Annotated in this window: 10 protein-coding genes and 3 tRNA genes; 7 read left to right on the top strand and 6 right to left on the bottom strand. The window is 50.3% G+C overall.

Annotated elements, in window-relative coordinates:
• Window positions 1-153: 153 nt before the first annotated feature.
• The 3 genes from RC73_RS01135 to RC73_RS01145 all read left to right on the top strand — a co-directional run bounded on the left by RC73_RS01135 (window position 154) and on the right by RC73_RS01145 (window position 452).
• Window positions 154-229 (top strand) — tRNA-Gly (locus RC73_RS01135).
• Between the two features lie 20 nt (window positions 230-249).
• Window positions 250-323: transfer RNA gene (locus tag RC73_RS01140), tRNA-Cys, on the top strand.
• Between the two features lie 42 nt (window positions 324-365).
• Window positions 366-452 (top strand) — tRNA-Leu (locus tag RC73_RS01145).
• 372 nt (window positions 453-824) lie between these two features.
• Here RC73_RS01145 and RC73_RS01150 read toward each other — a convergent pair.
• From RC73_RS01150 to RC73_RS01160, 3 genes are all read right to left on the bottom strand, one after another.
• Window positions 825-2159, bottom strand: a complete 1335-nt coding sequence (locus RC73_RS01150; protein ID WP_039032919.1) for an anti-phage deoxyguanosine triphosphatase — start codon at window positions 2157-2159, stop codon at window positions 825-827.
• A gap of 11 nt (window positions 2160-2170) precedes the next feature.
• Window positions 2171-2758, bottom strand: a complete 588-nt coding sequence (gene yfbR / locus RC73_RS01155) for a 5'-deoxynucleotidase (RefSeq protein WP_039032920.1) — start codon at window positions 2756-2758, stop codon at window positions 2171-2173.
• Window positions 2759-2866: 108 nt separating this feature from the next.
• Window positions 2867-4081, bottom strand: coding sequence for a pyridoxal phosphate-dependent aminotransferase (locus RC73_RS01160; RefSeq protein ID WP_039032921.1), 1215 nt, complete (start codon window positions 4079-4081; stop codon window positions 2867-2869).
• A gap of 575 nt (window positions 4082-4656) precedes the next feature.
• On the opposite strand from RC73_RS01160, the gene RC73_RS01165 reads away from it, so the two are divergent.
• Entirely contained in the window at window positions 4657-6039 is a 1383-nt protein-coding gene (locus tag RC73_RS01165) for a Na+/H+ antiporter NhaC family protein (RefSeq protein WP_039032922.1), read from the top strand.
• 216 nt (window positions 6040-6255) lie between these two features.
• Here RC73_RS01165 and RC73_RS01170 read toward each other — a convergent pair whose 3' ends face one another.
• The gene (locus RC73_RS01170; protein WP_039032923.1) at window positions 6256-7509 is read right to left on the bottom strand and encodes a uracil-xanthine permease family protein; all 1254 of its coding nucleotides are present in this window, start codon (window positions 7507-7509) and stop codon (window positions 6256-6258) included.
• A gap of 211 nt (window positions 7510-7720) precedes the next feature.
• Between RC73_RS01170 and RC73_RS01175 the strand changes: the two genes are divergently transcribed.
• A complete protein-coding gene (locus RC73_RS01175; RefSeq protein ID WP_082014207.1) occupies window positions 7721-8866 on the top strand; it encodes a DUF2066 domain-containing protein in 1146 nt (381 codons plus the stop codon).
• Between the two features lie 76 nt (window positions 8867-8942).
• A complete protein-coding gene (hda, locus tag RC73_RS01180) occupies window positions 8943-9653 on the top strand; it encodes a DnaA inactivator Hda (RefSeq protein WP_039032924.1) in 711 nt (236 codons plus the stop codon).
• Window positions 9654-9732: 79 nt separating this feature from the next.
• On the opposite strand, the gene RC73_RS01185 is transcribed toward hda, so the two are convergent.
• A complete protein-coding gene (locus RC73_RS01185) occupies window positions 9733-11682 on the bottom strand; it encodes a PKD domain-containing protein (protein WP_039032925.1) in 1950 nt (649 codons plus the stop codon).
• Window positions 11683-11992: 310 nt separating this feature from the next.
• On the opposite strand from RC73_RS01185, the gene RC73_RS01190 reads away from it, so the two are divergent.
• On the top strand, window positions 11993-12271 hold the full coding sequence (locus tag RC73_RS01190) for a peptidylprolyl isomerase (RefSeq protein WP_039032926.1): 279 nt from the start codon (window positions 11993-11995) through the stop codon (window positions 12269-12271).
• Between the two features lies 1 nt (window position 12272).
• Here RC73_RS01190 and RC73_RS01195 read toward each other — a convergent pair whose 3' ends face one another.
• Window positions 12273-12860 carry a class I SAM-dependent methyltransferase gene (locus tag RC73_RS01195; RefSeq protein ID WP_039032927.1) on the bottom strand — a complete coding sequence of 196 codons (588 nt, stop codon included), beginning with the start codon at window positions 12858-12860 and terminating at the stop codon, window positions 12273-12275.
• Window positions 12861-12918 lie beyond the last annotated feature (58 nt).

Here is a 12918-nt window from a genome sequence, read left to right on the forward strand (position 1 = left end):
TAGCTCAGTTGGTAAAACAGAAGGTCGGTGCCTTTGTTGATTGTCAACTCGGAAGATGAAGCAAACAAGCGATGCGGCATTAGCTCAGTTGGTAAAACAGAAGGTCGGTACCTTTGTTGATTGTCAACTCGGAAGATGAAGCAAACAAGTGATGCGACATTAGCTCAGTTGGTAGAGCGGTACCTTGCCAAGGTACAGGTCATCGGTTCGAACCCGATATGTCGCTCCAATCCCAGCCTTACGGCTTGGGGCGCGATGGCAGAATGGCTATGCTGCGGATTGCAAATCCGTCGATCTCGGTTCGACTCCGGGTCGCGCCTCCACTCTTTCAGCGACGATGAGATATGCTCCTTGTCGCACAATTTGCCCGAGTGGTGGAATCGGTAGACACAAGGGATTTAAAATCCCTCGCTGGTAACAGCGTGACGGTTCAAGTCCGTCCTCGGGTACCATATTAAAAAAGAGGCCAAGCAAATTTGCGGCCTCTTTTTTATTTCCATAGCTAGCTTTCCGAATATTTCCCTAGATGGCTACCCAACAAAGGTAACCCTCTTTTTCAATCACGTTTTAACATCAAGCGGCTATGCAGCCATCTAGAGTGATTGCTCATGATCAATCATGTAGTGGTTCATGATGGTAAAACTACCGCCATGTCCTCCTTGGTATAAATCATCAAAAAATAACAGCTATTATACGGCCTGCCTTGATGAGTTCGCCCCTTCGCAACGATATGGCAAAGCCTGCGTAAATCGTATTCCCCTCATGTGAAATGAAGATCAATTTTTTCGACCCATTATTAACTGAACGGCATTGGCTTGATGTGGTCAATAATTCTGGCTCAAGTCTATGATGGCACCGCCCTTTGGGCTAAACAGTTGCTGATGTAACCTGGCGGCAAACTCATCTGTCATTCCCGAGATATAGTCTGCTATTACTCTGTGGCTGTTTTCGCCCTTGTTGTTGGCTTGCTGCCAACGAGATTGTGTGTTGTGAGGCAAAAGCCTCAGGGGATCCGAGGCAAAGGCTTCAAACAGCTCCATCACTATCTGTTGCCCCTTGTACTCCAGCATCTGGATCTCGGGCTTACGTACCACATGTTTAAGTACAAACTGCTTCAATAGTTCCAATAGCTCGGCAAAGGCCGGCTCCAACTTGGCATTGAATCTCAGCAAGGGTTCGGCAAAGTCCGGAGTTTGGTCGATTCTGATGGCGGTTACCAGCGCATTTACCAAGGTTCCTATGGCATCCTTACGCAAGTGATGTTTGCGGGAAAACAGCTTGAGCTCAATATTCCCGAGCTGGCTTTGGATCCATTCATCCTCAATGGCTTGCAGCGGTGCACGCATATCCTCATGCCAATTGGAGCAGGTGACAATTCCCATCACTATGGCATCTTCGAGATCGTGCACCGCATAGGCGATATCATCGGCCAGCTCCATAATGGTGCAGTCGAATGATTTATAGCGGGTGCGATGGTGCAGCCCTTCGCCCGGGCTATAGTGGCTGAGAAAGCCTTGCTTGTCTTTACTATCCAGCGGCTCAAGCACCCAATCGAGGATAGCTTCATCATCATCGAAAACCCCTTTGACCGGCGGCCATTGGCTCGGCCTTAACTGACGATAGTGACTCAGTTCCGGCTGGGGTCTATCGACTCTCAGCGTACGTACCGGCGCTGGATATTTGAGTACACCGAGCAGGGTACGCCGGGTTAGGTTCATGCCAAAGTGTTCGGTATAGGGTTCGAGCCGGGTAAGAATTCTGAAGGTCTGGCCATTGCCTTCAAAGCCGCCGTGCTCACGCATCATGTAGTTGAGCGCCACCTCACCGCCATGGCCATAGGGTGGGTGGCCGATATCGTGGGCGAGACACAGGGCTTCGAGCAGACTCATGGAATCGAGCAAAAAGGCCATTTCGGGATAGCGCTGCTTCAGCTGGGCGGCTATGCCCGTGCCTATTTGCGAGACTTCCAGTGAGTGGGTCAGGCGGGTGCGGTAAAAGTCGTTCATGCCCACCCCAAGTACCTGAGTCTTGGCCTGTAAGCGCCGAAAGGCGGCAGAGTGCAGAATTCTGGCTCTGTCTCTCTGATAGGGACTGCGATTATCGTCGCGGCGCTGACTGTTATTGGGCTCGCGCCTGGCTTGCCAGTGGGCTTGGCTCATAATATCTCCTGCTAGAGCAGTTGATTGATCTCATCCAGATCCAGGGTGAAACTGGGAATAAAATGCTCGCGAAAATACGCCACTGCCGGGTCGGGGTTGGCATCCAGCATGGTTTCGAGTCGCTTGCGGGCACTATTGAACTCGTTGTTGCCTGCACGCTTTTCTTCGAGACACTTAAGATAGGCGCACAGAGTATCGGCGGACTTGACCAACTTGCGATGGCTGAGCTCGGCGTTATCACTGATAAACAGCGAGCGGTAGTCGTCACGAAACTCTTCGGGCACCATCTCCAGCAGCCTGGCTTCGGCTATGGCTTCAATCTTCTTGTATTCGGCTTCTATCTCGGCATTGAAGTATTTGACCGGAGTGGGCAGATCGCCGGTAAGAATTTCGCCGGCATCGTGAAAGATGGCCAGGGTAGCGGCGCGATCGGGCGAATACTGACCATTGAATTTACGGTTACTGATGATGGCCAGCGCATGGGCCACCATGGCGACCTGCAATGAGTGTTCCTGCACATTCTCGGGGCGGACGTTATACATTAAAGGCCAACGCTGAATTAACTTCATCCTGGCCAGGTGGGCAAAAAGGTGACTCATACAACTTCTCTAAGTTTTTGCGCGTTTCCCTTACTTTACCTCAGTGGTTAAAGGCTGTCAGTGCCGGGCGGCGATAAAAAAGCCGCCTCGACGGGCGGCTGGCATTTGTTATTGGCGGTAGTACTCGAGGAAGTCACCGAAGGCGAGCAGGGCCCGCTGTAAGTCTTCCTTATGAGGAAGAAACACCACTCGTAAGTGATCCGGCTCTGACCAGTTAAAGGCAGTGCCCTGTACCAAGAGAATTTTCTTATCTTTCAGTAGATCCAGCACCAGGCGCTCATCGTCCCTGAGGCCGAAACGCTTGCTGTCGAGGCGAGGGAATGCATACATGGCACCCTTGGGTTTCACCACGCTCACGCCGGGAATTTGATTGAGTAGCTCATAACAGATATCCCGCTGTTGGGTCAGGCGGCCATCTATGGCGGTAAGCTCATTGATACTTTGATAACCACCTAATGCGGTTTGAATCGCGTGTTGATTGGGCACGTTGGCACAAAGGCGCATAGAGGAGAGCATCTCCAGCCCTTCAATATAACTTCGCGCCGCCTTGAGATTGCCGGACAGCATCATCCAACCGACCCGGAAACCGGCGGCTCTATAGGCTTTGGAAAGGCCATTAAACGTCACTGTGAGAATATCGTCCGACAAGCTGCAGGCCGGGATATGCACAGCGCCATCGTAAAGAATTTTGTCATAAATCTCATCGGCAAACAGTATGATGGAGTGTTGCCGGCACAACTCAACAATCTCCAGCAACAGCTCGCGACTGTATACGGCACCGGTTGGATTGTTGGGGTTGATAATCACAATTCCGCGGGTTCTTGGGCCAATCTTGCTCTTGATATCCTCAAGATCGGGAAACCAGTCGGCCGCTTCATCGCAGCGATAGTGGCGCGCCTTGCCGCCGGCCAGGTTAACCGCCGCGGTCCATAGTGGATAGTCAGGGGAGGGAACCAACACCTCATCATCGGTATTGAGTAGCCCTTGCATGGCCATCACTATCAGTTCGGAAACACCATTACCTATATAGATATCTTCAATATCGACACCGAAGATCCCCTGGGACTGGTAATGCTGCACTATCGCCTTACGGGCAGAAAACAAACCTTTGGACTCACAATACCCTTGAGCCGATGGCAGGTTGAGGATGACGTCACGAACTATCTCTTCCGGGGCTTCAAAGCCAAAGGGGGCCGGGTTACCTATATTGAGTTTAAGAATACGATGCCCTTCATCTTCCAACCGACGTGCTTCTTTATGTACCGGTCCTCGAATATCGTAACAAACACTGTCGAGCTTATTGGATTTGATGATTGGCCGCATTACTACCTCGAAACTGGCTGATATGAAAGAGTTTAACCTTCGGCACGATACCTAATTTAAAGCATCTTAGAAAGGGGGGGTGAGCCATATTTTTTGCTTTTAACAGAATTTTTATCTTTTCACGTCAAACAAATATGCCAGTTAAAAGATGATGCGACTGCTAATTTGTTGGATATCAGTATTTAAAACTGCTTAATCTCCAAGGTACTGGTGATTAGCACAAAACTCATTTGACATTGTTTAAAATAAAAAGGCAGTTTAACTGAATGCTTATATGTCAATAGCACTAAAAGGGCTTAAAATGTGCATGTAAAAGCTATTGAATCATATAGAAATTTTTCGGTAATTGCCTGCAAGGTCAAAATTTGCGCTGACTGATTCAGATTATGGTTGACTCATATGCAGTTGAGCATTATTTTCTGCGCGATGTTTTTAGCAAGGCTCCAACAAAAGCGACCAGTTGTTACTGTCCGTCTGGCGGAAAGCCGTAAATAAAGCAGTTGTTTTGGCGGTGTCTTGAACGCCCCACATGACTTTATAGGGCCGTAAGGCCATCTTTTTGAGGACCTAAGTGCATGTCTGAGCCGACAGCGTTAAGTCTTGTTCCCCCCATTGTTGTATTGGTGCTGGCCATTTGGCTGCGTCGTCCCATCCTGGCGTTGATCATAGGCGCGGTCAGTGGTCTGTTACTTTTGGATCCCAGTCAGGTACTGAATAACTTCGCCGATATTTCACTCAAAGTGATGGCCGATGAGACCATAGGTTGGTTAATCCTGGTGTGTGGCAGTTTCGGTGCCCTGATTGCCTTATTGGTGCGCACCGGCGGTGCCTTGGCCTTTGGCCGCAAGGCAATTAAGTTAGCCAAGGGGCCGCGCTCGTCCCTGCTAATGACCTTTGTACTTGGCCTGGTTATCTTCATTGATGATTACCTGAATGCGCTCACGGTCGGTGAAACCATGAAACGGGTCACCGACAGATTCAAGATCTCCCGTGAGATGCTGGCCTATGTGGTCGACTCTACCGCTGCGCCAGTGTGCGTGTTGGTGCCGCTATCTACCTGGGCGGTCTTTTTCGGCGGGCTCTTGGTCAACAACGGAGTGGCTGCCGAAGGTGAGGGGATCCAAATCTATATGCAGGCAATCCCGTACATGTTTTATGCCTGGTTGGCAGTTGCCATGGTGTTGTTGGTGATTCTCGGCATAGTCCCGGCCATAGGGCCAATGAAAAAAGCACAGCTTGCTGCGGCTGCCGGTAGTCCAGCCAAAGAACAAACAAATTTTGATGAAGTCCAGACCTTGGATGAATATGCCGTGCGCGCGATGGAAGAGGAGTTTGAGCTGGCCGATAAGCAAGGACAATTACATAATTTCCTGGTACCTATTTTGCTGTTGGTTGGCTTTACCGTCTACTTCGATATCGATGTATGGAAAGGCTTGTTGGCAACCTTGGTGATTACCTTGCCATATTACACGGTACAGCGTTTGATGCCCTTGTCCGAAATGATGGATCAGATGATAGATGGCTTCAAGAGCATGCTACCGGCTATAGGCACTGTTATCGCCGCCTTTGTGTTCAAGGATGTTTGCGATCAACTGCTGCTGCCTCAGTATGTCATCGACTCCCTGAGTCCCTTTATGACACCTAAGCTCTTGCCGGCAGTGGTATTTGTAGCCATGGCAATTCTGGCCTTTGCCACAGGTTCCAGTTGGGGTATTTTTGCGGTGACCATTCCTATTGTAATGCCGCTGGCGCAATCTGTTGGTGCCGATATCCCCTTGGTGATAGGCGCCTTGTTGTCAGCTTCATCCTTTGGTAGCCAGGCATGTTTCTACTCAGACTCCACCGTCCTTGCGGCGCAAGGCTCCGGCTGTAATCTGGTAAGCCACGCAGTCACTCAACTGCCTTATGCCTTAATCGCAGCGGCACTGACTTTTGTTGGCTTTATCATAGTGGCTTGAGCCCTAACCTGAACTCTAAACAGTGACCTAAAATCCCCGGGTATGTCCTGGGGATTTTTGTTTTCTGAACATCCCAGACGGTTTTTATTCGAGTCTGTGAGGCTCGTTATGTGTTCTTATGCTTCCCATTGGGAAATGACAGATTATAAGTCAAAAAACCGATGACAACGCCATCGGTTTTTTAATTAATATGTTCTAACGCAGCCAGTACTCAGCTTAGGTTTCATCTGCTACAGAGTTACCTGTTTTGCTCGCGTGAGGTTTGCTGTTTGGCAGCAACAGGTTCATCAATATAGCTACGATACCGCAAAGGCTGATGCCGGTCAGGCTGAATGAACCGATACCGAAAGCCATCCCCCCGATACCGAATACCAGTGTCACTCCAACGATAGAAAGGTTGCGAGGTTCACTGAGATCCACCTGGTGTTTGATCAATGAGTTGAGGCCCACTGCAGCGATAGAGCCGAACAACAGACACATGATACCGCCCATTACAGGTACCGGAATGGTCTGCATCAGAGCCCCCAACTTGCCGACGAAGGCCAGCAAAATAGCAGTAATGGCTGTCCAGGTCATAATTCTCGGATCAAAGTTGCGCGTCAGGGTTACTGCGCCTGTGACCTCAGAATAAGTGGTATTGGGTGGGCCGCCAAAAGCGGTAGCTGCTATGGTGGCAACACCGTCACCGGCAAGAGTGCGATGTAAGCCGGGCTTTTTCAGGTAATCTTTACCGGTAACATTGGAGATAGCCAGAATATCCCCTATGTGCTCCACCGCCGGGGCGATGGCAACCGGGATCATGAAGGCTATGGCGTGCCAGTTAAATTCGGGAGCGACGAAGTTAGGCATGGCCAGCCAGGCGGCTTCGTGTACAACATTGAAGTCCACTATGCCGTAATACAGACTCAAGCTGTAACCGACTATAATGCCGGCCAGGATCGGCATCAGCCTCAACAGTCCCTTGGCAAAAATGGCCACGGCTATGGTGGTCAGGAGTGATGCCAGAGAAACAAATAGCGCGGTATCTTGGGCAACAAGCACCTGGCTGCCATCTCCACTTTTACCAAGCGCCATATTCACCGCAACCGGTGCCAAGCCGAGACCTATGATGATGATAACCGGCCCCACAACCACAGGGGGCAGAAGCCTCATAATAATGCCGCTGCCACGCAGTTTTACCACAGAGGCCAGCATTAGGTAGACACAGCCGGCTGCCATCAACCCGCCCATGGTGGCAGGGATACCCCAAGTTTGGACGCCATACATAACAGGTGGAATAAAAGCAAAAGACGACGCGAGGAAAACAGGGATTTGACGTTTGGTGATCAGTTGGAATAACAGGGTGCCGAATCCGGCGGTAAACAGGGCTACGCTGGTATCGAGGCCGGTGAGCAACGGCATCAGCACCAGGGCTCCGAAAGCGACAAATAACATTTGTGCGCCTTGCAGAGGACGGGCAAGGTATTTCATTTTTTTATCCGTATTGTGGTTAAACCGGCCAATATTACCAGATGGCCACAAAGCGTGGGGGGCTATTTGCCGTTTTAGATCAAATTTTTCACAATTTCCATAGTTGAACCCGAGATGAACCAAGAGGCAGGTTTTTCATCTCCACCGGCTCGCCAAGTGGGGCATATATGATACACTTTTGCCATTCCGACCACTTTTTACCGTCGCAAAGATGCTGAATTTATTTGTAAAGCCAGTTGTTTTTCTTTCCCTGTTCTGCGCCACGACTTTGGTTCAGGCTGTTGAGGTTAAACAGCTGGATGAAGCTACTGTAGCCGTTGGGTCCAGATCCAGTGCCGAGAAGAGCAAGGGGCTCAAGAAGGCATTGGAAGATGTTATTTTAAAAAATTCCGGCTCACGCAGTGCTCTCGAAAGCCCGGAGATCCAAGCCAAACTTGCCAATGCCGATGCCCTGGTCAGTCAGTTTGGTTATCTTGATACTGAAGAAGGGCTCAAGCTAAAAGCTAATTTCGAACACCGGAAGATAGTCGACATGTTGCGTGAAGCCGGCTTGCCTGTATGGGGCAAACAGCGTCCCTTAACTCTGTTTTGGCTCAGTACGGATATCAACAATGAAAGAGTTATCCTAAGTGATGACTCAAGCGCTGAAGAGCGCAAGGCGTTTGCCGATGCTTCGATGGAACGTGGTGTGCCGCTGATGTTTCCTTTGATGGATCTTGATGATTTGATGCGTATCAATGTCAATGACGTGCGCGGTTTATTTGCCGATACTGTTGCTACCGCCTCAACTCGCTATCAGGCGGACTTCTTTGCGATGGGCGCACTTGAGGCAAATGGCAGTGAATTTAACTATCAATTGGTACTTTATCCCAAGACGGATATCAGTCAGTCCTTCGGCCAGCCTCTGCTCAATCGTCAGGGACAAGCTGTCAGTAAAGACGAGGCTGTGGCCGAGATGATGTTGTCACTGTCCGATTACTTTGTGTCCCGGTACGCCATAGCCGACTCTGGGGATGGTTTGCTGAGCAAGGTACGTTTTACCGGCATCAGCCAGATGAAGCAGTTGGTGGAAATTGAAGCGTTTCTCAATCAACTCAGCGCGGTGCGTGAAGCAAGCCTTAGCACTTTGCAGGGTGATAGCGCTACTTTTAAGGTGCAACTTTTTGGCTCGGAAGACGACTTGAAAAACCTGTTGCGTTTGGAGCCTCGGTTATCTTCGGCCCAGAGCGGTTTTCAAGATGTCGCCGACGGCCAGGGTTACGATGGTTTTAACTCATTGCCGCAGGCATCCGAGACCACAAAATTCAACGAGAATGTGAGCCAGCCCTTAGGTCCTTACCAGTGGCACAGCCGTTGAGGTTTTAACCGCGGCGCCAGTCATGCTAGACTTGGCGCCCGCATTTTTGATTGACCGCGATTGGGAACGATCCTGAGTGACACAAAACTCACCCTTGCAACTTTCACTGCCCGTTCACTTGCCGGACGATGAGACTTTTAACAGTTACTATCCAGCGGCAGGAAACGATGAACTTATCCAGACTCTGAGGGCCTGTGCCGAAGGCCACAGCCAGGGAGCCGTTTATTTATGGGGACCGGTAAAATCGGGTAGAACCCATTTGATGCACGCCGCCTGTGCTCACGCCAATGAGTTGGAACGCAGCAGTTTTTATATTCCTTTGGGTATTCATGCCAGTATCTCCACCGCTTTACTTGAAGGGTTGGAGCAGCTCGATCTGGTTTGTATTGATGATGTCGATGCGATTGCCGGCCATCCTTTATGGGAAGAGGCGATATTCGATCTCTATAACCGGGTAGCCGAACAGAAACATTGTGCTCTGGTGGTCAGTGGCAGCGCAGCGCCTATAGATGCCGGTTTTGCCTTGCCGGATCTGGTCTCAAGGATGCAGTGGGGACTCAATTATCAGCTCCAGCCCATGGCCGATGAAGAAAAGTTGGTGGCATTGCAACGTCGCGCTGCCATGCGTGGCCTACAGTTACCGGAAGATGTAGGCCGCTTTCTGCTTAATCGTTTAGCCAGAGACTTACGTACCCTGTTCGATGTACTGGATAGGCTGGACAAGGCGTCTATGGTTCATCAACGTAAGTTGACCATTCCCTTTATCAAAGAGATGCTACGGCTTTAGTCTTTAAGTCGCTAAAGATAGTAAAAAAGCGCTGCCCTAGAGCAGCGCTTTTTTATACTATGACAAACTAAAATAACAATCAGTGTCTGTTTACACCCACAGGAGCTCTGTGGCGATCGCCACTCAAACGCAGCGGCACTTGAGTTTGTTCACGCTGTTGTTGATGCTGGATATTGCTCTTTGGCGCCATGGGCGTGGGTGATATGCCGAGGTTGGCTGCCCAACTCAAGCCTGGTTGCATCTGCAGCGGCGCCGGCAAACTATCCAGCAGCAGCTGATTATTGAGCTCAGGCATCATCTCGCTCAACACCAAACCTGTTCGGTTTCTAAGTTCGGTGGCACCGATCCGTCCCCGTTGGCCCCAGTCGACACTGATGCTGTTTGCGGTCACGGTTGCGGGTTTGTCTGTCACTGCCACATCACGCTGCATCCCAAGACGGTAACTCATCATGGCTTCTTCAAACAGCATGGCGGCATCTTCCCTGGAGGTACTGTAGTTGTAAAAGTCATTGGCTCTGTCGGCAAAGAAGAAGCCGCTGACATCCCCGGGCGAGTATGCCTTTTGGGTCGCTGTGGCGGTTTCGCCCATAAAGCTTACGCTGGCCAGGGCTCTCATTTCTGTGCTATTAAGCGGATAAGCGCTGCTGAGCTGATCCGATATCAAGGCTTTTTGCGCCGTGCGCCGGTAATAATCATCCAGCAAAGTTGGTCCCTCAAGGCTTGAATGAACACTGCGCGGGAAAAAGTCATTGGCATGAGCCAACTCGTGGTATAGCAGCGAGGAAAGATCGGTAGTCAACTCACTGATAGGACGATTGCTGCGCTGGTTGCGATCACGATAGACAGAAGCATAATCGTTGTCTTTGACATAACGCCAGGGGATCAGGAACTGCAGCTCATTACCGAAACCGGCACGGTAATCCGGCGCTTCATTGATGCTGTCGCGCTCAGTAGCCGTCAACCAAAGATCTTCCGGATCCAGATAGATGGCGCCGCTAACCACCCAATAAAAGGAGGGACGGACATCGTAGCTTATCACCACGGCGGTGACAGATTGCAATAAGGTGGCAAAGTCACCATGAGTGTCCATTTGATCGATAAAGGCTTCAAAATTACGCCCCATCCAATCGTGGGATACCAGTACCCGGTCCATTATCGCTTCTTTATCACTGATGCCGGTGCCGACTTGTCCAATCAAGGGCAGGGTACTAAGCTGGCAAGCGCTCAACTGATTGGAATAAGTGCAGCGTTTTAGTACATCGGCATAGGGCGAGTTTCGCCTGTAGGCATGAGTGCGGGCAACTGGCGCATCAAAGTACTCTGAGGTAATTTGCGCTTCATCAGTTATCAGTATGCTGACTTCATCGCTTAAGATCTCACCATTGACACTGGCGCTGGCTCGCAAGATCACCCCCGTATCCTGGCTAACCCCGGGGGCGACAAATAAGGGACGCTCAAGATTGGACAAGTCCAGATTAAGGTCAGGCCCGGCAGCAATACACCAGTTGATATTGTTTGCCGCAGCGCCATTGACTCTATCCAGTCGTACGCTGACATTATTGCCTTCTACCACTTGGTGATCCTGGCGGATATTTAGGCCACTTCCCGCTGCTACTGTCAGGGTAACCGTCTCCTGCAGGCTGAGATCATTGCCGCTGACATTTAACTGAAAGCGGTAATCACCGCTTTGTGGCGCTACAAACGCCAGCACTGGGCTGTCATTGATGCTCATATCGACACCGGGCCCGGACAACTGCTGCCATTGGAACTGCATATTACGGCTGTTGAGCGTGCCCATAGTGGCAATAACACTGCTTTGCTGGCCGGCTAAATAACGGCTTTGCAACTTAAAAACCAGACCGGATGCTGTTGTTTGATTGTTGAATTCACTTTGTTGCTCACAGCGAGACAAGGCCTGAGGTGGAGTAACGACAGGAGGGATAAGGTCGCCGCCATTATCATTGCCACCACCGCCACAAGCGCTGAGCAATAGGGTACAGCTTAAAGGGAGGTAAGACAGTATCTTCATGGCACGACTCCACTTGGTTGACAGTTTGTTGTTGCTTGTTTTTGTTTTGTATCAAAATGGTTGTAAGCATTGGGCACTATAGCACGGGCCGTTAGGGTCACCAATAGTCCGGGGGATTGGGACTTTTGTAGTAGGAGAGCGGTGGCAGAAGCTATTTTGAAGCTCTGACATAGGTTTGGCTAAAGCTTGCCCCAGGCAAATAAGGTCAACATAGTGCAGCTTGTTTCATATCGAATGAAGGGAGGATCCAAGATTATGGTAAAATCGTCTGCTAATGGTTAGCAAACGAAGATGACTCAGGAGAAACAACATGGCCCGAGCTTGTGCCCGACACATTTTGGTTAAAACCCGTGAAGAGGCGGAAAAACTCAAGGCCCGGATCGCCAAAGGAGAGGACTTTGGCAAGCTGGCGAAACAATACTCTCAGTGCTCTTCAAAAAAACGCGGTGGCGATCTCGGGGAGTTTGGTCCGGGCCAGATGGTTAAGGCCTTCGATCAAGTGGTGTTCAAAAAGCCGGTGCTGGAAGTGCATGGCCCGGTCAAAACCCAGTTTGGTTTTCATCTGATCCAGACTATTTATCGTAATTAAGCTAAAGCTGCTGCGGTTTTCTGGCAAAGGCTCGATAGCATTGAGCCGTATCGCCGGCCAAAGTTCTACAGGCTGTGACTTCATCTTTCAGGTCGACAAAGTCTTCCAGCAGCTCCTGCAACTGCATGGGCGTGTGGTAACACATAGGAGTACCCAGCCGTGAGGTGAAACGTTTCGCAATGGGGGCGCAAAACTCACTCAGGTGGAACAAGCCACCCGGCTTAAGCACGCGTTTAAGCTCCAATATGGCGGCTTTTTGCGCTATTTCAGATGACATGCAGGTTAAAACGGCGCAGCTCAGCACTACATCGAATGTTTCATCGGCAAAAGGCAATGGAAGTTGTGGCAGCTGAATTAAATTGATGTCCGGGTACAGACTGAGGCCGCGCTTTATCATGGCGGTTGAGGGATCGACCCCCAGCACTTCAGGATAGCCTAACTGTTTTAGCTGCTTGGCTATCCGGCCATAACCGCATCCAAAGTCCAGTATTCTGGCGTCGGGTTTTACCAAGTGGCAGAAGCGCTGCACATCGATTTCCAGATTGAAATTGACCTGATTGGCAACCTTATCCCAAAGCTGCGCCGTCATTGCTTATCTTCATCAATAATGGAAACTTTATTGTTTAGGAACAAAGAGTTTGGCACCA

This window comes from Shewanella sp. ECSMB14102 (assembly GCF_000813075.1).
In the GTDB taxonomy this organism is placed as follows: Bacteria; Pseudomonadota; Gammaproteobacteria; order Enterobacterales; family Shewanellaceae; genus Shewanella; species Shewanella indica.